Here is a 21,018-nt window from a genome sequence, read left to right on the forward strand (position 1 = left end):
TATTTTTAGGTAAAATTGTTAAAATTTGTATTTTGGCCGGTAAAAGGTACTATCAAAAATAAACTATTTTAATTATCGAAAAATTAAAAAAAAGGTTTTATTTTGCTACATCTTAAATTTAAGTGTATTTTTGTAACCAGTTTTTGAATAAATTTCAATTTAAAAAATAATATCATGATAACAGAAGTTGTTAATGCTAACGAACTTGTAAAAGTTGATCCGGTTTTTGGACAAGCTTCTTTTAATGACCATGAACAAATCGTTTTTTGTCATGACAAAGATACTGGTTTAAAAGCAATAATTGGTATTCATAATACAGTTTTAGGGCCTGCACTTGGTGGAACGAGAATGTGGAAGTATGCAAACGAATGGGAGGCTTTAAATGACGTATTGAGGTTGTCTCGTGGTATGACGTATAAGTCGGCCATTTCAGGACTAAACCTTGGTGGTGGTAAAGCTGTTATTATTGGTGATTCAAGACTTGATAAAACTCCTGAAATGATTACAAGATTCGGGCAGTTTGTTCATTCTCTAAGCGGTAAGTATATCACTGCTGAAGATGTAGGAACTACAACTCCTGATATGGATCTTATTCGTGATGTGACTCCTCACGTTACCGGTATCTCTGAAGAAAGAGGTGGGTCTGGTAACCCGTCGCCTGTAACTGCTTACGGAGTTTATATGGGTATGAAAGCTGCTGCTAAGCATCAGTTTGGTTCAGAAAACCTTGCGGGTAAAAAAGTATTAGTACAGGGTACAGGTCACGTAGGTGAAACACTTATTGATTACCTTACTAAAGAAGGTGCTCTTGTACAGATATCTGATATCAATCAGGCAAGAATGGAAGAGGTTGGTGCTAAATATGGTGCAAAAATCTTTATGGGTGACGATATTTACAGCGCTGATGTAGATATTTATGCTCCTTGTGCACTTGGTGCTACTGTTAACGATGAAACTATTGCAAGGCTTAAAGCTAAGGTAATTGCAGGTGCTGCAAACAACCAGCTTGCTGTAGAGAACGTTCACGGAAAAATGCTTCAGGATAAAGGTATTCTTTATGCTCCTGATTTCCTTATCAACGCCGGAGGTATAATCAATGTATATGCAGAGATTGCCGGATATGATAAAGCTGAGGCTATGAAGAGAACTGAAAATATCTTTAATACTACACTGGAGATTTTCCACTTTGCTGAAGCTAATGGTGTTACTACTCACCAGGCAGCAATGACTATCGCTCAAAAACGTATAGACGACAGAAAAAAAGAAATGGCTAAATAATTATATAGCCTTAAAATAATATTACTATTTTTGCGAAGCGAAAGAAGATCTCTTTCGCTTCGCTAATTTTTAAATGTTCTTACGACGGATGTTAAACAGAAGACATATTCGTGTTAAAGTGATGCAATCCATTTATGCGATGCATCAAAATGGTTCAGATAGTTTGGATAAGGAAGAAAAATTCCTTTTTCAGAGTATAGAAAATATACAGGATCTGTACCTTATTATGCTTTCTGCACTGGTTGAAATCAGAAACAGTGAAGAGGAGTTTTTAGATAGGTCAAGCAAAAAACACCTTGCTACAGCCTTAGAAAGAAACCCAAACAGGAAGTTTGTCAATAACAAAGTTTTACATCTTTTAGCAGAAAGCAACTCGCTTAGTATAGCTATTGAAGATCGTAGGGTTTACAACTGGAAAAATAACGACGATTATATTCTTATCCTTCTTGATGCCGTTAAGGAAAGCGAGCTGTATAAGGAATATATGGACAACGAGGAAAATAGTTTTGCTCAGGACAGGGATTTTGTAGTAAACCTGTTTACCGAAGTTATTGCTCCAAACGAAAAGCTGTATGAATATCTTGAAGATCATAAATTAACCTGGGTAGATGATATCCCGTTAGTTAATACGATGGTTGCAAAGCAGCTTAAACAAATCAAAGAACCTAAAGACGAGGAGTATGATGCAATACATATTCCTAAATTATATAAGGATATTGATGATCGTGATTTTGTGAGAAACCTGTTTAGAAAAACGGTTTTAAATGAAAAAGAACTGTCTCAGGAATTTACAGATAAAACACCTAACTGGGATGCAGAGCGTATTGCAGAGCTTGATGCCATTATATTAAAAATGGCTATTTGCGAATTCTTAAAATTCCCATCTATTCCTGTTAAAGTAACAATTAACGAGTATCTTGAGATTGCTAAAGAGTATTCTACGCCAAAAAGTAGTATATTTATCAACGGTATTTTGGATAACTTAATTAAGGATTACCAAAACAGTAATAAATTAGTAAAAACCGGTAGAGGTTTAATGTAAAACCAAATTAAAAAATTATAAGTTATGTTGAAAAAATCAGCAGCTATGTTAGCCATAGCGTCTCTTATTTTTACAGTTTCATGTAAAGAAAATGCTGCACTTAAAATTGATGAAAATAAAGCAAAAGAGGCTGAAATAGCTCATGCAGAAGCAGGACAGGTACCTGTTATTAAGTTTGAAACTATGGAGCACGACTTTGGTACTATTAAGCAGGGTGATAAAGTGGAGTATGTGTATAAGTTTACTAACGAAGGTGCTGCACCGCTTGTACTAAGCCAGGTTAAGCCAAGTTGTGGTTGTACTACTCCAGACTGGACTAAAACTCCTGTTGCTCCGGGTGAATCTGGTGAGATTAAAGTTGTTTTTGATTCTCATGGTAAATCAGGTAAGCAAAACAAAACTGTAAACGTACACTCTAATACAGAGGCCGGTACTGATGTACTTAAGTTTACAGCAGAGATTGAAAAGCCGGAAGGTATAGGTGCTAAAAACTAATTAGACAGATAAAATGGAAGAAATTTCGAAGTTTGCTCCCTTATTATTAATGTTTGTGGTAGTGTATTTTTTAATGATACGCCCACAGCAGAAAAGGCAAAAGCAGGAAAAAGAATTTGAAAGCCAGCTTAAAGTTGGAGATAAGATCATAACAAAAAGCGGAATACATGGTAAAATAGCTGAGCTTGCTGAAACAAGTGTAGTTATAGAAACTATGGCAGGAAAGCTTAAAATGGAACGTTCGGCAATCTCACTTGAGTTAAGCAAGAAAGTTCAACAACAATAATAAAAAAATCCTCAGCTTACGCTGAGGATTTTTTTTATCTGTATTTATCATTAAGCCCAATTCCCTCAAGGATCATGGGCTTTATTTTTTCCAGTCGTGAGAATTTTGTAGCCTCCCGTTTGGCTGTTTCTATAAACTCGGCATATTCTCTCTGCTTAAATGGCGTTAGTGTCTCAAAAGCAGTTTTTAAAGCCTTATTGATGTCTAGTTCCTGTTGAAGGGCTTCCGGTATAACGGTTTCCCTTTTCTCAGGTTTAATTTCCAGTCCGGCTTTTTCCACTTCAATAGCTTCGTTAATATAGTTCAGTACCAGTTTCTCGTTAACTTCACTCTTATCGGTAAAACGCCATTGCCTTAGCGATTTGGTGTTACCTTCGTTTGCATTAACAAGCACATTTTTTTCGTCTTTCAAAAAAACACCTTTAAAAAACCAAATGGTGAAAAAGTTCTTAAAGCCACCTATTCCCAAAATATTCTTGTTATTGTAAGTATAAACTATACCACCCCATTTTGTAGTTTCGGTTAGGGGTGTTTTTACAATAATGCTTTTAAGTAGCTCAAGCTCTTCTGCCCATTGGTTGGTTTTATCCCATGTTTTCTTTTGAGACATAGTGATTGTTATTTCTTAGCTGTAAGTTCGGCAATTTTAACGATAACTTCAACAGCTTTTTGCATGCTCTCTACAGGTACATATTCATATTTACCGTGGAAGTTGTGTCCGCCTGCAAAAATATTAGGACAAGGTAATCCCATGTAAGAAAGCTGAGAACCATCTGTACCACCACGTATAGGTTTGATAAGAGGAGTAATGCCTAATTCGTTCATTGCTTTTTCAGCAATGTCTACAATATGCATAACAGGTTCTACCTTTTCTTTCATATTAAAGTACTGGTCTTTTACTACAGCAATAGCGATGTCTTCACCAAACTGCACTGCATATTGAGCGTTGATGTCGGCCACTATTTTATGGATAAGCTCTTTACGAGCTTCAAACTTATCTCTGTCGTGATCACGGATAATAAGCTGTACGGTAGTTTCTTCAATACTTCCGTTTAATCCTGTTACATGGAAAAAACCTTCGTAACCTGTAGTTTGTTCAGGCACTTCGCCTTCTGGTAACTGAGAGATAAACTTATTAGCCAGTAGCATTGAGTTTATCATTTTTCCTTTTGCATAACCGGGGTGAACACTCTTTCCTTTAAAAGTAATTTTAGCTCCGGCAGCATTAAAGTTTTCGTATTCAAGCTCACCAATTTGGCTACCATCCATGGTGTAAGCCCAGTCTGCACCAAATTTCTCTACATCAAACTTGTGTGCGCCACGACCAATTTCCTCATCGGGAGTGAAACCTACACGTATTTTACCGTGTTTGATTTCAGGATTTTTGATAAGGTATTCCATTGCAGTAACAATTTCTGTAATACCGGCTTTGTCATCGGCACCTAAAAGGGTAGTACCATCTGTAGTGATTATTGTTTGTCCTTTGTATTGTAAAAGGTCTTTAAAGTAGCCCGGAGACAGTACTATGTTTTGTTCTTTGTTAAGTACTATATCACCACCATCATAGTTCTCAATAATTTGTGGTTTTACGTTAGCGCCTGTAAAATCAGGGGTAGTATCAAAGTGAGAAACAAAACCTATTGTTGGTACATCGTGGTCTACATTTGACGGAAGCGTAGCCATGATGTATGCATTTTCATCTATGGTAACATCTTCCATGCCTATAGCTTTAAGTTCTTCTACAAGCTGATTGGCAAGATCCCATTGTTTTGCTGTACTTGGAGTTGTGTCAGAATTCGGGTCTGATTCAGTATCAACTGTGACATAGCTAATAAAGCGGTCAATTATATGCTGCATTTTCTCTGTTTTTTAAATGAGCATCAAAGTTACAATTTTGTACAGAAGTACAATAATCTTAAACCGTTTTAATAGTATGTTTTAGGGGTAAAGTTATGTTAAAGGTAGCTCCTTTTCCGGGTTGTGATTCGGCTGATATTGAACCGTTATGCTGTTCGGTAATTTTTTTACAGATGCTAAGCCCTATACCCGTACCGGCATAATCACCTTTACCGTGCAGGCGTTGGAAAAGTTTAAATATCTGCTCGCTGTACTGTGCGTCAAAACCAATGCCGTTATCCTTAAAAGTGAGATGAGCCAAATTACCTTCTATTTGAGCGGTAACACTTATTTCGGGTTTTTCAGAGCAGTACTTTAATGAGTTACTGATAAGATTAGAAAACAGCTGTTCCATTTGTAACGGAATAGCTTTTATGGTAGGAAGTGTGTTCCTGTTGATTACTGCATTTTTCTCTTTAATAAGCAGTTCATAGTCTGCCAGTACAATATCCAGTATTTCGTTAAGGTTTACATCTACAAACTCTTTTTCTGCCGATAGCCTGCTATATACCAAAACATCTTTTATAAGTTGGGTCATACGTCCGGCAGAATCATGTATCTTCTTAATGTAAGGTTCTGACTCCTCGCGGGTCATATCCCTGTCTTTTATAAAAGTTATAAACGTTTGTATTTTACGCAGGGGTTCCTGTAGGTCGTGACTTGCTATATAGTTAAATGATTCCAGCTCTTTATTGGATTGTTCCAGCTGAGCATTTTTATCAGCAAGTTGAGCATTAACTTTATTAAGTGATGCAGTACGTTCTTTAACCTCCTCTTCCAAACGGGTGTTGAATTCGCTAAGTTCACGCTCAACATTTTTACGGTTGGTAATATCGTTAAATATAATGGCAACTTTATTGTCTTTAACATCGCTTAATGGAAAGGCTGATACTTCATACCATCCGTTAATAAGGTGTTTAGCCTCCTGCTCAAAATACTTCGGCTTGCCGGTAAGTGCAATTTCACCATAAATCTCAAACCAGTGGCTTTCGTGATTAGGTTCCAGTTCCTTCATGGTCTTGCCTATAGCATTAACAAGCCCTGTTTGATTTTCAAAAGCCGGATTGGTTTTGACAAAAATATAGTCAATAGGTTTTTTATTTTCATCAAAAAGTACCTCTATAATGCAAAAACCCTGATCAACAGAGTTGAAAAGGGATACGTATTTGTCTTCAATCTGTTCGGCAATAACAATATTGAAGTTTCTTTCGGCTATTTTCTGTTCAGTTATATCTTCCCAAACCCTGTAAACACCATCTCCGGCTTTGGTGTCAGACACTTTGAACCATCGTTGTGCACCATCAAGTTTTTCATAATATCTTGTCCAGTTTTGTGTTGTACCGGTTTTGTAAGCTGCTTTAAGGCTTTCAATTTGGTTTAGCTGATCGGGCAGTACCTCAAGCAGTGTTTGCCCTGTGTAGTCAATACCTTTAAAAAAGTCTATTGTACCACGGCTAAGGAGTGCAAACCTAAAATCTATAATTTCACCATGATTAAATACTGGCGTAAAAAAGATGCTCCTGTTATTAGGTGCATCAAAAGCAAGCTTCATAAGTTCGACAGCAGTGTCGTTTTTCTTTTGAAGCATGGTATTCGCTGTGTCGTCTTTAATCGTTGACATAGTTTTTATAGTATGGTGATAGCCAAAGATAATGATTTGATATAATTGGCTTAGCTAACAATAGCTAAAGTTTGGTTAATTCTTTTCTTATATTTTCTTTAGCATTCTCCTCATACTTAGCGCGAAAGAATTCGGTTTTATATATAAAACTCATGGAGAGGAAATGTTTTAAAACTTTTTTTCGTCCAGGTTTGTAGAGTATATCAGGATAGTAAGAATATTCTTCTCTTACCTGTTTATAATATTTCGCATATCTACTCCAGTCGTAACCCAATATTGATAAGTCGGCATCGGTAAACAGATTAATGTCGTTATCGCTAACCGGTAGATGTGATTTGGTTGCCAGTATCATCTGCCTGCATCTTTCGGCTTTGTCTTCAGGATAATTAATTTCCTTTAGTCTTTGTAAGGCTAGTTCGGCACTTTGTTCCTCATTGTCATTACGGGTTGACTTATATATAATGTCGTGATAAAACAAGGCAAATAGCACGGTGTCCCAGTCTTCAATCAACTCTTTACAAAAGGAAAGTTCCTTATATAGGTTTTCAAGATGGGTAAGGTTATGGTACTTTCGGCTTTTGTGGCTGTAATATTCTTTTATTTCCTGCCACATTGATTGTGTGGACTCTTTGTTATATGGATTTACAAGGATTGTAAATATGTTTTCTAACATAAGGTGTTTTATATGGTAACCAAATATAGCGCTTTTTAAGTGTCCATGTATTATTATATTTACAGATATAATAGTAAATTTGCAGCCACAATAATTTAGCTATGTACAAATCTCTAATCAGGCCTGTATTATTCCGTTTCGATCCGGAAAAAATTCACTACTTCACATTTTCAACCATCCGATTTTTAAACTGTATACCGGGTATGCCATCTATACTGAAATCAATGTTTGAGGTAAACGACCCAAGATTGGAGCGTGAGGTGTTTGGGTTAAAGTTTAAAAACCCTGTAGGGCTTGCTGCCGGACTTGATAAAGATGCTAAGTTGTACAAAGAACTGGGTAACCTGGGCTTTGGCTTTATAGAAATAGGTACACTTACTCCAAAACCACAGGACGGGAATCCTAAAAAGAGACTGTTCAGGCTTAGGGAAGATGGCGGACTTATAAACCGTATGGGTTTTAATAATGGAGGTGTAGCTGAAGCTGTAGAGCGCCTTAAAAAAAATCCTAAAGGTAAGGGGCATGTGCTTATAGGTGGTAACATAGGTAAGAACAAGGTAACGCCAAATGAAGATGCTGTAAGCGACTACGAAATATGCTTTGATGCACTGTATGATTATGTTGATTATTTTGTGGTAAATGTGAGTTCGCCTAATACACCAAACCTGCGTGAACTACAGGATAAAGAGCCTTTAACTCAGTTACTGCAAACGCTTCAGGATAAAAACCAAACAAAACCGGTGCAAAAACCGATACTGCTTAAAATTGCTCCTGATTTGACCGATAGTCAGTTACTGGATATTATTGATATAGTACAGACAACCAAAATAGCAGGTGTTATAGCAACTAATACTACCATTTCGAGAGAAGGGTTGCAGTCTGAAAATAAAAAGGAAACGGGCGGACTTAGTGGTAAGCCGTTAACAAAAAGATCTACCGAGGTAATTAGGTTTCTATCAGAAAAAAGTAATAAAGCATTCCCTATAATAGGAGTAGGAGGTATACATACTGCCGAAGATGCTATAGAAAAACTGGAAGCAGGAGCAAGCCTTATACAACTTTATACCGGCTTTATATATGAGGGTCCGGGGCTTATTAAGGCGATAAACAAGAAGTTATTATCAAAAAAATAGTATACAGGCTGTTTTTGTGGTAATTTTTCAAAGAAAACGATTTCGTAAACCCGATTCTTTAATTATCTTTGAACCTCTATGAAACAGGTTAAGATTATCGAGTGTCCAAGAGATGCCATGCAGGGCATCAAAGAATTTATTCCCACAGAGAAGAAAGTAGCTTACATTCAGTCGCTGTTAAGGGTAGGTTTTGATACTATTGATTTCGGTAGTTTTGTTTCGCCTAAGGCTATTCCGCAAATGCAGGATACAGCCGAAGTACTTGCAAAACTTGACCTGAGTGCCACAAAAAGTAAACTACTGGCCATTATAGCCAATACAAAAGGAGCAGAGTTGGCCTCTGTACATCCTGAAATACAATATTTAGGATATCCGTTTTCCATTTCAGAGAACTTCCAGATGCGTAATACGCATAAAACCATAGCCGAGTCTATTGTTACTCTACAGGAAATACTAAACATTGCCGATAAAAGTAATAAAGAGGTTGTGGCTTACCTGTCTATGGGTTTTGGTAATCCTTATGGTGACCCGTGGAGCGTGGAAATTGTAGGGGAGTGGACCGAAAAACTGGCAGGAATGGGAGTTAAAATACTTTCACTGTCAGATACCATTGGTAGCTCAACTCCCGAGGTTATCGATTATCTTTTCTCTAATCTTATTCCTAAGTATCCTGAAATTGAATTTGGGGCACACCTGCACACCACACCAGATAAATGGTTTGAGAAAGTAGACGCAGCCTACAAGGCCGGATGTATACGTTTTGATGGGGCTATACAGGGATTTGGCGGTTGCCCTATGGCAAAAGATGACCTAACCGGAAATATGCCTACCGAAAAGATGCTTTCGTACTTTACTGCAGAGAAGGTGGTAACCAACTTAAATTCACTTAGTTTTGAGAGCTCATACAACGAGGCTACCAAAATCTTTACCCAGTATCACTAAGAATAAATTTTCTTTATAAAGGCATAACGATTTTTTATAAAACAAACACTTTCTTATTAGGTTAAAAAGTACTATATTTGCATGCAATTTAACGACAAATTGCAACATGAAAGCACACACAACTAAAATCATCGGTGAAGGTCTTACTTACGATGATGTACTGCTGGTTCCAAATTATTCTGAGGTTCTTCCACGCGAAGTAAGTATCAAATCAAAATTCTCGAAAAACATAACATTAAACGTGCCTATCGTTTCGGCGGCTATGGACACGGTGACGGAAAGCGCTATGGCTATTGCTATGGCTCGTGAAGGTGGTATAGGTGTATTACACAAAAACATGACGATTGAGCGTCAGGCTACAGAGGTTAGAAAAGTAAAAAGAGCAGAATCGGGTATGATTATAGATCCTGTTACGCTTCCTCTTAATGCTACAGTTGCAGATGCTAAAAACGCCATGCGTGAGTTTGGTATAGGAGGTATTCCGGTAGTAGACGAAAACCAAATACTAAAAGGAATTGTAACTAACCGTGACCTTCGTTTTGAAAAAGATGGAACACGTTCTATTGTAGAAGTAATGACTTCTGAAAACCTTGTTACTGCAGGTGAGGGTACTACTCTTGATGTGGCAGAAGGAATTCTTCAGGAGCATAAAATTGAAAAACTACCTGTAGTAAACAGCGAAAATAAACTTATTGGTCTTATTACTTTCAGAGACATCACTAAGCTTACTCAAAAGCCTATCGCTAACAAAGATAAATTCGGAAGACTTCGTGTTGCTGCTGCCCTTGGTGTTACTGCCGATGCAGTACAGAGAGCAGAAGCGCTTGTAGCTGCCGGAGTTGATGCGGTAATTATCGATACGGCTCACGGACATACAAGAGGTGTGGTAGGTGTACTTAAAGAAGTAAAAGCAAAATTCCCTGAACTAGACGTTGTTGTAGGTAACATTGCAACTCCAGAAGCGGCTTTATACCTTGCTGAAAACGGTGCAGATGCTGTGAAAGTTGGTATCGGTCCGGGTTCTATATGTACTACACGTGTAGTTGCAGGTGTTGGTTTCCCTCAGTTCTCTGCAGTTCTTGAAGTTTCTGCAGCGTTAAGAGGTACCGGTGTTCCTGTAATTGCCGATGGTGGTATCCGTTACACAGGTGATATTCCTAAAGCGCTTGCAGCGGGTGCCGATTGTGTAATGCTTGGTTCATTACTTGCAGGTACTAAAGAGTCTCCGGGTGAAACTATCATATTTGAAGGCAGGAAGTTTAAATCTTACCGTGGTATGGGATCTGTAGAGGCTATGAAAGAAGGTTCAAAAGACCGTTACTTCCAGGATGTAGAAGATGATGTTAAGAAACTTGTACCGGAAGGAATTGTAGGTCGTGTACCATACAAAGGTGAGCTTTTTGAAAGCATGCTTCAGTTTATCGGAGGTCTGCGTGCAGGTATGGGTTACTGTGGTGCTAAAGACATCCCAACACTACAGGAAAACAGCCGTTTTGTACGTTTAACTTCAAGCGGTATATCTGAGAGTCATCCTCACAATGTAACTATTACTAAAGAGGCTCCAAACTATTCAAGATAATTTGAGGTCGAAAGACTAAAACATAAAAAAGGCAGAAGTTACTAACTTCTGCCTTTTTGTTAAATATTGTTTTAATTCCCCTCCTTTGGAGGGGTGGCTGAAAGCCGGGGTGGTTTATTTTTTATCTCCGTTACTGTTTTCGAGGTTTTCTTTTCTCAGGTCTTCACTTTCCCAAGCATGGTCGTTAGCTCCCAGTTGGGCATATAAATCGTTTTTAAGCAGTTGCTCCTGCATTTCGATCTCTTCTTTGGCAGTCATAAGGAAAGCCTTTTTATCATGTCGTTTCTGCGAAAGTCTCAATACCGCCTGCTCATCATATTTAATGAATCGTTGTCCCTGCCTTGTGGCGGTATAACGACGGTGTCCCAGCTCAACCAAAGCATCTACACCTAAGTGTACGGCACTGTACAGGTTTTCACGGTAAAACTGATTAATACCCATATCTACCAGTTCAAAGGCATTACTTCGGTTACGAGCTCTTGCCAGTATTTTTAGATGAGGGAAATGTTTACGTATCATTTCTACCACAATAAGGTTTACAGTAGGGTTATCTATAGCAGCAATAAACAGTTTAGCGTTTTCACATCCGGCAGCCTGAAGCAGTTCCAGCCTTGAAGCATCTCCGTAGTATACTTTGAAGCCCATTTTACGCAGGGAGTCAACTCTGTCAGAATCCATGTCTAGTACCGTTGCGGGTATACCGTTAGTTTTTAATAAACGCCCTATGGTACTACCGAAGTTCCCGAATCCGGCTATGATAACATCATTGTTATCGTCTTCAATATCGTCATACTTATTAGAGTCTTTTTCCTTAACACCAAAGTAAGGATCTATCCATTTTTCATTAATGAAAAGCAGTATTGGAGTACCTATCATACTCAGTGCTATAATGGCCATCATCTGGCTGGCGAGGTAAGTAGGCATAAGGTTAAGCTGAGTGGCAAATCCTAATATTACAAATCCAAATTCTCCTCCCTGACTTAGTGCAAAGCCGAAGAGTAGGTTTTGGTCAGAACTTTTCTTGTAAATTTTACCTATTCCCAGTAGTACAAGGAATTTAATAACATTAAACAGGGTACAGAAAACAATGATAAACACAGGGTCTACCATGATAAGGCTAAAGTTTATGGAAGCACCTACACCAATAAAGAAAAGCCCTAAGAGGAGTCCTTTAAAGGGGGCTATATCGCCTTCGAGTTCATGCCTGAATTCACTGTTAGCTAATACGACACCAGCCATAAACGCACCTAAAGCGGGGCTAAGCCCTACCATCTGCATTATATAAGAAACTAAAAGTACCAGTAATAGTGCTGCTCCGGTAAAAAGTTCCTGTAGTCTTGTTGCTGCAACTACATGGAGTAGAGGTACAATAATAAACCTCCCGGCAAAGTATATAAGGGCGATGGTCCCTATTACAATAAGAGTTTGCAACCATCCCTGTAAATCGGAAATAAGGGATTCGTTTATGCCTTTGTTTTGTATATCGCCGTCGGCTAACAAAGGTAATATAGCAAGTATTGGGATAACGGCTATATCCTGAAACAATAGTACTGCAAACGCCGAACGCCCCATTGAGGTTTGCGACAGTCCTTTTTCTTTAAGGGTTTGCAATACAATAGCAGTAGACGATAATGTTAGTGCCAATGCTATAGTTAGTGTGGCTTCCCATTCCCATTTTAAAACCAGTAAACATGCCAGAAACAATATAATAGTGGTGCCTAAAACCTGTAACGAACCCATACCGACAATAAAACGCCGCATCCGCCAAAACTTGTAGGGATCAAGCTCAAGCCCAATAAGAAACAGCATCATAACCACCCCAAATTCGGCAAAGTGCATAATGTCTTCTCCCTGCTGTCCGATAAGCCCAAGTACAAACGGGCCTATTAAAATACCGGCAAACAGATAGCCTAATATAGAGCTAAGTCCCAGTTTTTTAGCTATAGGTACACATATAACAGCTGCAGCCAAATAGATAATTGACTCAAAAAATAATCCGGTTTCCATACGTTTTTAGCCTAATTTAGTTTTAAACCAATCGTTAAAATACTGATAGCCGGAGAGATCTTCAGGAGTAATAGTTTTGTTTTCCAGGTATTCCAGAATTTGCCTGTAGAGTTTTCCGTTCTCTATATATCCTTCCGTCGTCATGGAGTGTGTACCATGAACTACAAACGGGGGTAGGTAGGTCAAATTACAAACTTTTGCAGTTTGATTAAAGGGTTCTAAAAGTTGTTGTATTGTAAAGCGGTCGCGCCCTGTAGAACAGTAGTTTTCTTTGCGTCCGCCGGTTGTAATGGTTTGTAAGAGCAGTTTGCCTTTTAAGGCTGTACCTTCCTTACCATATGCCCAGCCGTGTTCCAGTACAATGTCTATCCATTGTTTTAAAAGGGGAGGGCAACTGTACCAATACATAGGGTGATGCCATATAATGATGTCATGTAGTAAAAGCAGCTCCTGTTCACGCTGCATATCAACATCAAATTCCGGATACTCCTGGTACAGGTCGTGAAACGTGATGTTAGGACTATCCGGAATGTGGTTTACAAGTACATCATTCACATTCGATTTCTCGAACAGCGGGTGTGCAAATAGAATGAGTATCTTGTTGGGCATACATTATTATTCTTATTTAATTATGGTAATATACCTAAATAATTGGAAGGAGTAATGTTCATTAACTCCGCTTTAACGCTGTCTGAAACGTTAAGTGTTCCTATAAAGGCATGGATAGAATCTTTATTGATAACATGGTTTGTTCTTGTAAGCTCCTTAAGTGCTTCATACGGGTTAGGATATCCCTCACGACGTAATATCGTTTGGATAGCCTCAGCCACAACAGCCCAGTTTTTCTCAAGGTCCTGCTCAAACTTCTCAGCATTTAAAAGTAGCTTGTTAAGTCCTTTAAGGGTAGCTTCAAAAGCAATAAGAGTATGCCCTACAGGTACGCCTATGTTTCTTAGCACTGTACTGTCTGTAAGGTCTCTTTGCAGTCTTGATATAGGTAGTTTAGCAGAAAGATGTTCAAATATGGCATTAGCAATTCCTAAGTTACCTTCAGAGTTTTCAAAATCAATAGGGTTTACTTTGTGTGGCATTGCAGAAGAACCAACCTCTCCGGCTTTGATTTTTTGCTTAAAGTAATCCATAGACACATAAGTCCAGATGTCTCTGTCAAGGTCTATAATGATGTTATTAATACGTTTTAAAGCATCAAAAAATGCAGCAAAATGATCGTAGTGTTCAATTTGTGTTGTAGGGAATGAGTGTTTTAACCCAAGTGTTCCTTCAACAAAATCAAGTCCGAACTGTCTCCAGTCGTTTTGCGGATAAGCCACAAAGTGCGCATTAAAGTTACCTGTAGCACCACCAAATTTGGCAGCAAAAGGTACGTTGAAAAGTTGACGTAACTGCTCTTCAAGCCTTTCTACAAAAACATGTATCTCTTTACCTAAACGGGTAGGAGATGCCGGTTGTCCGTGAGTACGGGCAAGCATTGGTACATCTGCCCACTCTTTAGTAAGCTCTTTAAGTTTAGAGATTACCTTTATAAGTGTTGGCATATACACATCTTCAAAAGCCTCTTTAGTTGATAGAGGGATTGCAGTGTTGTTAATATCCTGAGAAGTTAAACCAAAGTGAATAAACTCTTTGTACTGCTCAAGGCCAAGCTTATCAAAAGCCGATTTTATAAAGTACTCAACCGCTTTTACATCGTGGTTGGTTGTTTTTTCTATTTCTTTTACCTGTAGTGCATCCTGTGCCGAGAAGTTTCTGTAAAGATCACGAAGCGGCTCAAACACAGCTTTGTCTACACCCTGTAGCTGAGGTAGTGGCAATTCGCATAATGCTATGAAATACTCAATTTCTACATGCACCCTATATTTTATAAGTGCTTCTTCAGAAAAATATCCTGATAACGATACGGTTTTACTCCTATATCTCCCGTCTATTGGGGAAATGGCATTCAGTTCAGATAAACTTTGCATTGTTTGTTGTTTAAAAATACGTATAGCCGCAAAGATAAACTTTTACAGGCAATTAAAGAAGGTACAAAAACAATTAAATAGGTAGTTTTTATACTAAAACAGCTACCTTTCTGTTTTGTAATTAACCATAAAACCACCTTGCTATGAAAAAACTATTTATCTTTTTACTGATTTTTACTTCGCTTACTGCTTTTAGCCAAACCAATAAATCACTGGATGAAATTGTACAGGAAAATAAAGGAAAAGTTATCCTGATAGATTTTTGGGCCAGCTGGTGTAAACCCTGTCGTAGTGAAATGAGAAAACTGCCTTCGTTTAAGGAGAAACTAAAAGGTAAAGATGTGGTTTATGTTTTTATTTCCATGGATACTGAAAAAGACAAATGGGTAAAAGCTATGGAGATCGAAGGGATAGTAAATGATATTAACCTTTTAATCTCTCAGGCTAAAGATGCTAAAGTACTGGAAGGACATAAAGTAATGTCTATACCACGCTATATGGTAATTGATAAAAATGGAAAGCTGGTAAGTGCCCATTCTCCGGGGTATAGTCGTAAGCTTATCAAAGTAATAAATAAGTATTTGGAAGAATAGGTTATATTGTTTTCAGTTTTTCGTAAACCAGTTCCATTCCTTCAGATCCTGTGAGTTTAATGTTTTCAATGTAATAATGCGTACTGGGGATACTGCCTGGATTAGGGTCTATGTAGTAAATAGGGATAGTTTGTTTTGCATAATCTATAAGCCCTGCAGCAGGGTACACCTGTAGTGATGTACCTATTATAATTAGGTAGTCAGCTTTTTCTACTATGTTAATAGCTTCGGGTATGGCTGGGACTGCCTCTCCAAACCAAACTATGTGCGGACGTAACTGATGTCCGTCGGTATGCAGGTCACCTTCGTTAATATCACCTGTACATTCAACAATATCAAATTCGTTATTTACACTGCGGGCTTTAAGTAGTTCGCCATGCAGGTGCAAAACTTTGGTACTTCCGGCACGTTCGTGCAGGTCATCTACGTTTTGGGTAATAACGGTAACATCAAAGTGATTTTCAAGTTCGGCAATTATGGTGTGTGCCTTATTTGGTACAACCTCAAAAAGCTGTTGCCTGCGTTTGTTGTAAAAATCGAGTACCAGCGCAGGGTTTTTGCGCCAGCCTTCGGGAGAAGCCACTTCCATTACATTATGACCCTCCCAAAGACCGCCTGCATCACGAAACGTTTTTATTCCGCTTTCGGCACTAACACCGGCACCCGATAGTACAACAAGTTTTTTTTTCATTTATGATTTCACTTCCCCTAAAGTATATAATTGTTCAAGTGTAGGTGAAGGGCTACCACCGGCAGGCTCAAGTGTAATACCAAATGCTTCGGCTCCTTCAAAGTTCTCTACAGCAAATATACCTTTATTTTGAGTTCTCTGGCTGTCGTCAAGAACACCAATACTTGTTGGGTCAAGCTGAGGTTTCAGTTTAAGTGCCCAAACCTGGTATACCTTGTCTTTAGGAGGTTCCGGTAAACCGGCTATATCCACATAAATTTTATTGTCTTCGTTGTTTAAATATACTTTAGCATAAGCTTCGGGGGCAACGGTTTGCCCGGCAAGAGAAACCACATTGTTGTTCTTGTCACGAATAATGGCAAGAGCCTTTTCGTTTTGTGTATTCTCCTGGCTTACGTTAGCAAGCATCTGTTCAAACTTATCACGTTCTGTTTTTGTAGCCTGAACTTCCTCTGTAGCCTGATTGTACTGGTAATACTGGAAGCCAAGTCCGAATAACAGTATAATAGCGGCAGCCCACCCAAGGTAAGAGCCTGTGCTTTTGCGTGGCATTTGTATAACACCTTCGTGTTTTTCAATAAGCTGCTGGCGTATTTTATTATACACCTCTGCCGATAGGTAGGGCGATACGCTGTATGAAAGGTCAATAACGGCTTTTTCTATAGACAGTATCTCTGCTTTTACATCTTCATTGCTGTCTGCCATTTCTTTAACCTTCAGGTTTTCTTCTTCCGAAAGTAACCCAAAGACATACAGTTCCAAAATTCCTGATTCAATATACTCTGTGTTCATTATACCTCTAATATAGTTCTTAAATCTCTAATACAATTTCTGTTTTGTGTTTTCACTGTGCCCAGTGGTATGGCAAGTTCTTCCGATGCTTCCTGTTGGGTGTACCCCCTAAAGAAAAGCAGGTCGATAATGCGTACACATACCGGTTTCAGTTTCTTTACAAACTCACGGATACCTATGGCGTCAATTTTATTGGTCACCGAGGTATTGTGGTCTAAAATATTTACGAAATTGTCGACAGAGAGGTTTTTTAAACTGTTATTATGTCCCTTAGACCTTAGTTTATCTATAGCGGCATTACGTGCTATATTAAGAATCCAGGTAAAAAATCGGCCTTTACTTTCGTTATAGGAATCGATATTTTTCCAGATTTTTACAAAAACGTCCTGTAAAACATCTTCTGATTCCTCTTTATCTTTTAAAAGGTTGAATATAACTCCAAAAAGGCTTTTGGAATACATGTCATACAGTAGCGTGAATGCTTTGCTGTCTTTTTTGTAGATTTGCTCGAGTAATTCTTCCTGTGTCATATATAATTTGTTGGATTTGGCACTTCTAAAATACTAAAAGATTTTTAACATTTAGCTTAAATAATGAAAAATACCTCCGATATCCAATATCTCAATTACCTAGAAGAGTTTATTACTGAAAACCGTAAGGAAACGTTTTTAAATATATTACAAACCCGTACCAAACATTTTACAGTTGCTATTGAAGATGTTTTTCAGTTGCATAATACCAGTGCGGTAATGCGTACCTGCGAGGTTTTTGGTGTACAGGAACTTAATGTGATAGAGGAGAAGTATGGTAAGCGTATAGATAAGGAAATTGCTCTTGGTGCGCAAAAATGGGTAGATGTAAAACGATATGCTTCGGCATCCGAGTGTATTGATAATCTAAGAGCAAAAGGGTACAGAATTATAGCTACTACGCCTCATGAAAACTCGTGTATGCTGGATGAGTTTGATATTACACAGCCTGCAGCCATATTTTTTGGTACTGAGAAAAACGGACTCTCTGAAGAGGTAATGCAGAAAGCCGACGGTTTTTTAAAAATACCTATGGTAGGTTTTACCGAAAGTCTTAATATATCATCTTCGGCAGCTATTGTAATTCAGGATATAACCAACAGGTTAAGAAAATCAGATATTAACTGGAGGCTTAACGATGATGAAATGCTGGATAAAAGGATTGACTGGAGTAGGAAATCAATAAAGGATATTGACTTTATTACTCAAAAATACCTGGAACAGGAATAGTGTTATTTCCTGTTTATGGCTTTGTACTCTTCGTAACAACCGTTAATAGCATCCATTATCTGGAGGTCGTTTGCGGTTCGTATAAACTCTTCAGAATAGTTGCATTGTTCCAGGATTTCAGAAATATCTTCTTTAGTTACTCCTAAAAGGGCAGCCAGTGTTTCTCTGTCAAATTTTGAAGCGAGCAAATTCCTTACGGTATCATCCTTTTTCATTTGCTTAAGCCTTTTCATCTCATTAGGTTTTTTTCCAAAAATGTTATGAAGCAGGTCGGCAGGATTGAAAACAGAGTTTATAATCTTCTTAAAAGCGTTAGGGGAGGTGTGTCCGCCCTCATAGCCATAGTTAAGTCCGGATATACTGTAACGATAGTTCTGTTTAACAGGTACAAGCTTAGAGTCTACCTGTAGGTATCCGGTAAGGTTGTGCTGGTTAATAACCACTTCTTCCAGTGCGTAAGCCTTTTCTGTTAGGGGTATTTTTGTTGAGGTGGTATTTTTAATCCAGTCGTTTGTAACACGTACTTTAATAGGCTGGTAACCTATAAGGGTAATGTGTAGTGTATCGTTGGTTTTTGCAGCTATAGTAAAATTACCCTGCTTATCGGTCACAGTACCTTTTACAGTGTTGATATTGATAATCGTCGCGTTTTCAATAGGTAAAAGATTGCTCTCGTTTACTATTGTACCACTTACACTGGTTGTGTCTTCCTGCTTCTCGGTTTGCGCGAAAGAAGGGAACGATAGTAATAAAAATAAAATAACTACAAAATATCTCATTGTTTGCTTTAGTAAAGTAAAAGTAATAAACAAACGCGATATTTTGTAGTTAGTATACAATTATATTAAAAAAAAAATTAATTGCTTCTTCTCGGCTTTCTGTCTCTTGGAGCACTTTTGCCGTCTTTTCTCCTAGGAGAAGATCCGTCTCTTCTTGAGTTTCTGCTGTCTCTTCCGTCTCTGCTGTCTCCGCCTCCTCTAGGTGAGTTGCGTCTGAAGTTTCCTCCTCCACTGTTTCCTCCACCGCTGTTTCTTCCGTTGTGGTCTCTGCGTCTTCCTCCGCCATCATTTTTAGAAATCTCAACGTTTATCTTACGGCCTTCAAGGTGCATGCTGTTAAAGGTGTCAAGAACTGTTTCGGCATGTTCGGCTTCTGTATTAAAGAAAGAGAATCCTTCTTTTACATCCACTTTAAAGATATCATCACGACCTAAACCTAATGTGTCACGAAGGAAATCTTTAAGGCTCATCCAATCGAAATCGTCACGTGATCCTATGTTGATAAAGTAACGAACTGCACCTCCTGTTGGAGTAAAGTCGCGATCTCCGCCTTTCTGAGTAGATAGGTCTTTATTCTTTTTATAGTAGTTGATAAACCTATTAAACTCTACCGATACCATTTTCTTGATAAGTTCCTCTTTGCTAAGGTCTTTCATTACCTCATAAATAGCAGGAAGGTAAGGGTCTATTTCATGGTCTATCTCAACGTCTTTAATTCTGTTTGCTAAGTGGAATAGCTGTATTTCGCAAATCTCAATACCCGATGGGATAGATTTTTCTTCAAACTTCTGTTTGATAGTTCTTTCGATAGCCGATATTTTGCGAAGCTCACTCTTGGTGATAATAACGATAGATGTACCCAGTTTACCGGCACGTCCTGTACGACCACTACGGTGGTTGTAAGTTTCTATATCATCAGGTAACTGGTAGTTGATAACGTGAGTTACGTTGTCTACGTCAATACCCCTTGCAGCTACATCGGTAGCAACAAGCATTTGTATTTGCCTGTTTCTGAATGATTTCATTACCGCATCACGCTGAGCCTGAGAAAGGTCTCCGTGAAGTGCAGCAGCGTTATATCCGTTTTCGATAAGCTTTTCGGCTACAGCCTGAGTATCTCTTTTCGTACGACAGAATACAACCGAGAAAATATCAGGGTTAGCATCTGCAAGACGTTTTAGCGCCTCATAACGATCACGTGCATTTACAAGGTAAAATTCGTGTGATACTGTAGATGAACCTGAGTTTTTATGACCTACTGTAATTTCAAGTGGTTTTCTCATAAACTCACGGGCAATACGTGCTACCTCCTGTGGCATAGTAGCAGAGAAAAGCCAAGTGCTCTTATCTGTTGGTGATGTAGAAAGAATAGCAACGATATCATCATAGAATCCCATGTTAAGCATTTCATCTGCCTCATCAAGTACACAGTAGTCTATTTTAGATATGTTTACCAGGCCACGGTTAATCATGTCCTGCATTCTGCCCGGGGTTGCTACAATAATTTGTGCACCTCTTCTAATTTCTTTAGCCTGTTCTGTAATACTGGCACCGCCATATACAGCAACAGTATTTAACCCTTTAATGTATTTAGAGTATAATTTAATCTCGTTAGTGATTTGTAGGCAAAGTTCACGTGTTGGAGATAATATTAAAGCCTGAGTGTTTTTATTTTCGGCATCTATCTTCTGAATTAGCGGGAAACCAAAAGCAGCAGTTTTACCTGTACCTGTTTGCGCTAAAGCGACGATGTCTGTGTCTTTTTCCAATAATAGGGGAATCGCCTTTTCCTGTACCTCCGACGGACTTTCAAATCCTAGATCGTTTATCGCCCTCAGCAGCGATTCATTCAATCCTAATTGTTCAAATTTATTCATATATATTTTTAAAATAGCTGCAAAGGTACTGTTTATTAGCGAGATAAACTAATAGGTTTAACAGATTTGTTTTAATTAAATAAATTGAAAATC

Annotated in this window: 21 protein-coding genes; 9 read left to right on the forward strand and 12 right to left on the reverse strand. The window is 38.3% G+C overall.

Going from position 1 to position 21,018, the window contains the following annotated elements; all coding sequences use genetic code 11:
• The first annotated feature begins 174 nt into the window (after positions 1-174).
• From Q763_RS05610 to yajC, 4 genes are all read left to right on the forward strand, one after another.
• Positions 175-1,278 (forward strand): Glu/Leu/Phe/Val dehydrogenase dimerization domain-containing protein, encoded by a 1,104-nt coding sequence (locus Q763_RS05610; RefSeq protein ID WP_035132025.1) that lies wholly within the window; start codon positions 175-177, stop codon positions 1,276-1,278.
• An 88-nt stretch (positions 1,279-1,366) separates the two neighbouring features.
• Positions 1,367-2,320, forward strand: coding sequence for a transcription antitermination factor NusB (nusB, locus tag Q763_RS05615; RefSeq protein WP_198133440.1), 954 nt, complete (start codon positions 1,367-1,369; stop codon positions 2,318-2,320).
• Positions 2,321-2,344: 24 nt separating this feature from the next.
• Positions 2,345-2,815, forward strand: coding sequence for a DUF1573 domain-containing protein (locus Q763_RS05620; RefSeq protein WP_084596015.1), 471 nt, complete (start codon positions 2,345-2,347; stop codon positions 2,813-2,815).
• A gap of 13 nt (positions 2,816-2,828) precedes the next feature.
• Entirely contained in the window at positions 2,829-3,101 is a 273-nt protein-coding gene (yajC, locus tag Q763_RS05625) for a preprotein translocase subunit YajC (protein ID WP_035132026.1), read from the forward strand.
• Between the two features lie 34 nt (positions 3,102-3,135).
• Here the strand turns inward: yajC and Q763_RS05630 are convergent, their stop codons facing one another.
• From Q763_RS05630 to Q763_RS05645, 4 genes are all read right to left on the reverse strand, one after another.
• On the reverse strand, positions 3,136-3,711 hold the full coding sequence (locus tag Q763_RS05630) for a YdeI/OmpD-associated family protein (protein ID WP_035132028.1): 576 nt from the start codon (positions 3,709-3,711) through the stop codon (positions 3,136-3,138).
• 8 nt (positions 3,712-3,719) lie between these two features.
• Complete coding sequence (gene pepT / locus Q763_RS05635; protein WP_035132030.1) at positions 3,720-4,958, reverse strand: peptidase T; 1,239 nt, start codon at positions 4,956-4,958, stop codon at positions 3,720-3,722.
• A 58-nt stretch (positions 4,959-5,016) separates the two neighbouring features.
• Complete coding sequence (locus Q763_RS17380) at positions 5,017-6,618, reverse strand: PAS domain-containing sensor histidine kinase (protein WP_052123235.1); 1,602 nt, start codon at positions 6,616-6,618, stop codon at positions 5,017-5,019.
• 64 nt (positions 6,619-6,682) lie between these two features.
• Positions 6,683-7,291, reverse strand: coding sequence for an HD domain-containing protein (locus tag Q763_RS05645; RefSeq protein WP_035132032.1), 609 nt, complete (start codon positions 7,289-7,291; stop codon positions 6,683-6,685).
• A 101-nt stretch (positions 7,292-7,392) separates the two neighbouring features.
• Here Q763_RS05645 and Q763_RS05650 point away from each other — a divergent pair, with 101 nt between their 5' ends.
• The 3 genes from Q763_RS05650 (at position 7,393) to guaB (ending at position 10,945) form a co-directional block, all read left to right on the forward strand.
• The gene (locus Q763_RS05650) at positions 7,393-8,424 is read left to right on the forward strand and encodes a quinone-dependent dihydroorotate dehydrogenase (protein WP_035132034.1); all 1,032 of its coding nucleotides are present in this window, start codon (positions 7,393-7,395) and stop codon (positions 8,422-8,424) included.
• Positions 8,425-8,502: 78 nt separating this feature from the next.
• A complete protein-coding gene (locus tag Q763_RS05655) occupies positions 8,503-9,366 on the forward strand; it encodes a hydroxymethylglutaryl-CoA lyase (RefSeq protein WP_035132036.1) in 864 nt (287 codons plus the stop codon).
• 106 nt (positions 9,367-9,472) lie between these two features.
• Entirely contained in the window at positions 9,473-10,945 is a 1,473-nt protein-coding gene (gene guaB, locus Q763_RS05660; protein WP_035132037.1) for an IMP dehydrogenase, read from the forward strand.
• Between the two features lie 114 nt (positions 10,946-11,059).
• On the opposite strand, the gene Q763_RS05665 is transcribed toward guaB, so the two are convergent.
• Genes Q763_RS05665 through purB form a run of 3 tightly spaced genes read right to left on the reverse strand, consistent with a single transcriptional unit; the run spans position 11,060 to position 14,934 of the window.
• Positions 11,060-12,952, reverse strand: coding sequence for a monovalent cation:proton antiporter-2 (CPA2) family protein (locus tag Q763_RS05665; protein WP_035132039.1), 1,893 nt, complete (start codon positions 12,950-12,952; stop codon positions 11,060-11,062).
• Between the two features lie 6 nt (positions 12,953-12,958).
• A complete protein-coding gene (locus tag Q763_RS05670) occupies positions 12,959-13,561 on the reverse strand; it encodes an NAD(P)H-dependent oxidoreductase (RefSeq protein WP_035132042.1) in 603 nt (200 codons plus the stop codon).
• Positions 13,562-13,581: 20 nt separating this feature from the next.
• Entirely contained in the window at positions 13,582-14,934 is a 1,353-nt protein-coding gene (gene purB / locus Q763_RS05675; protein WP_035132044.1) for an adenylosuccinate lyase, read from the reverse strand.
• A 143-nt stretch (positions 14,935-15,077) separates the two neighbouring features.
• Between purB and Q763_RS05680 the strand changes: the two genes are divergently transcribed.
• Positions 15,078-15,527: a TlpA family protein disulfide reductase gene (locus tag Q763_RS05680; protein WP_052123239.1), complete on the forward strand. Its 450-nt coding sequence runs from the start codon at positions 15,078-15,080 to the stop codon at positions 15,525-15,527.
• A gap of 1 nt (position 15,528) precedes the next feature.
• Here Q763_RS05680 and Q763_RS05685 read toward each other — a convergent pair whose 3' ends face one another.
• From Q763_RS05685 to Q763_RS05695, 3 genes are read right to left on the reverse strand one after another with little or no spacing between them, the layout of a single operon-like run.
• Positions 15,529-16,218 carry an SIR2 family NAD-dependent protein deacylase gene (locus Q763_RS05685; RefSeq protein ID WP_035132046.1) on the reverse strand — a complete coding sequence of 230 codons (690 nt, stop codon included), beginning with the start codon at positions 16,216-16,218 and terminating at the stop codon, positions 15,529-15,531.
• Positions 16,219-17,010: an anti-sigma factor gene (locus Q763_RS05690; RefSeq protein ID WP_035132048.1), complete on the reverse strand. Its 792-nt coding sequence runs from the start codon at positions 17,008-17,010 to the stop codon at positions 16,219-16,221.
• Entirely contained in the window at positions 17,010-17,540 is a 531-nt protein-coding gene (locus Q763_RS05695; RefSeq protein WP_035132049.1) for an RNA polymerase sigma factor, read from the reverse strand. The genes Q763_RS05690 and Q763_RS05695 overlap by 1 nt, the downstream gene beginning before the upstream one ends.
• Positions 17,541-17,603: 63 nt before the next feature.
• Between Q763_RS05695 and Q763_RS05700 the strand changes: the two genes are divergently transcribed.
• The gene (locus Q763_RS05700) at positions 17,604-18,269 is read left to right on the forward strand and encodes a TrmH family RNA methyltransferase (RefSeq protein WP_035132051.1); all 666 of its coding nucleotides are present in this window, start codon (positions 17,604-17,606) and stop codon (positions 18,267-18,269) included.
• A gap of 2 nt (positions 18,270-18,271) precedes the next feature.
• On the opposite strand, the gene Q763_RS05705 is transcribed toward Q763_RS05700, so the two are convergent.
• Positions 18,272-19,048, reverse strand: coding sequence for a carboxypeptidase-like regulatory domain-containing protein (locus Q763_RS05705; RefSeq protein WP_035132053.1), 777 nt, complete (start codon positions 19,046-19,048; stop codon positions 18,272-18,274).
• 77 nt (positions 19,049-19,125) lie between these two features.
• On the reverse strand, positions 19,126-20,925 hold the full coding sequence (locus Q763_RS05710) for a DEAD/DEAH box helicase (RefSeq protein ID WP_035132055.1): 1,800 nt from the start codon (positions 20,923-20,925) through the stop codon (positions 19,126-19,128).
• Positions 20,926-21,018 lie beyond the last annotated feature (93 nt).

It is taken from the genome of Flavobacterium beibuense F44-8 (assembly GCF_000769915.1).
In the GTDB taxonomy this organism is placed as follows: domain Bacteria; phylum Bacteroidota; class Bacteroidia; order Flavobacteriales; family Flavobacteriaceae; genus Flavobacterium; species Flavobacterium beibuense.

Bases quoted from the DNA above. Each gene is read 5' to 3' on its own strand.
- Q763_RS05610 (WP_035132025.1), top strand. From the start codon at position 175: ATGATAACAGAAGTTGTTAATGCTAACGAACTTGTAAAAGTTGATCCG.
- nusB (WP_198133440.1), top strand. From the start codon at position 1,367: ATGTTAAACAGAAGACATATTCGTGTTAAAGTGATGCAATCCATTTAT.
- Q763_RS05620 (WP_084596015.1), top strand. From the start codon at position 2,345: ATGTTGAAAAAATCAGCAGCTATGTTAGCCATAGCGTCTCTTATTTTT.
- yajC (WP_035132026.1), top strand. From the start codon at position 2,829: ATGGAAGAAATTTCGAAGTTTGCTCCCTTATTATTAATGTTTGTGGTA.
- Q763_RS05630 (WP_035132028.1), bottom strand. From the start codon at position 3,711: ATGTCTCAAAAGAAAACATGGGATAAAACCAACCAATGGGCAGAAGAG.
- pepT (WP_035132030.1), bottom strand. From the start codon at position 4,958: ATGCAGCATATAATTGACCGCTTTATTAGCTATGTCACAGTTGATACT.
- Q763_RS17380 (WP_052123235.1), bottom strand. From the start codon at position 6,618: ATGTCAACGATTAAAGACGACACAGCGAATACCATGCTTCAAAAGAAA.
- Q763_RS05645 (WP_035132032.1), bottom strand. From the start codon at position 7,291: ATGTTAGAAAACATATTTACAATCCTTGTAAATCCATATAACAAAGAG.
- Q763_RS05650 (WP_035132034.1), top strand. From the start codon at position 7,393: ATGTACAAATCTCTAATCAGGCCTGTATTATTCCGTTTCGATCCGGAA.
- Q763_RS05655 (WP_035132036.1), top strand. From the start codon at position 8,503: ATGAAACAGGTTAAGATTATCGAGTGTCCAAGAGATGCCATGCAGGGC.
- guaB (WP_035132037.1), top strand. From the start codon at position 9,473: ATGAAAGCACACACAACTAAAATCATCGGTGAAGGTCTTACTTACGAT.
- Q763_RS05665 (WP_035132039.1), bottom strand. From the start codon at position 12,952: ATGGAAACCGGATTATTTTTTGAGTCAATTATCTATTTGGCTGCAGCT.
- Q763_RS05670 (WP_035132042.1), bottom strand. From the start codon at position 13,561: ATGCCCAACAAGATACTCATTCTATTTGCACACCCGCTGTTCGAGAAA.
- purB (WP_035132044.1), bottom strand. From the start codon at position 14,934: ATGCAAAGTTTATCTGAACTGAATGCCATTTCCCCAATAGACGGGAGA.
- Q763_RS05680 (WP_052123239.1), top strand. From the start codon at position 15,078: ATGAAAAAACTATTTATCTTTTTACTGATTTTTACTTCGCTTACTGCT.
- Q763_RS05685 (WP_035132046.1), bottom strand. From the start codon at position 16,218: ATGAAAAAAAAACTTGTTGTACTATCGGGTGCCGGTGTTAGTGCCGAA.
- Q763_RS05690 (WP_035132048.1), bottom strand. From the start codon at position 17,010: ATGAACACAGAGTATATTGAATCAGGAATTTTGGAACTGTATGTCTTT.
- Q763_RS05695 (WP_035132049.1), bottom strand. From the start codon at position 17,540: ATGACACAGGAAGAATTACTCGAGCAAATCTACAAAAAAGACAGCAAA.
- Q763_RS05700 (WP_035132051.1), top strand. From the start codon at position 17,604: ATGAAAAATACCTCCGATATCCAATATCTCAATTACCTAGAAGAGTTT.
- Q763_RS05705 (WP_035132053.1), bottom strand. From the start codon at position 19,048: ATGAGATATTTTGTAGTTATTTTATTTTTATTACTATCGTTCCCTTCT.
- Q763_RS05710 (WP_035132055.1), bottom strand. From the start codon at position 20,925: ATGAATAAATTTGAACAATTAGGATTGAATGAATCGCTGCTGAGGGCG.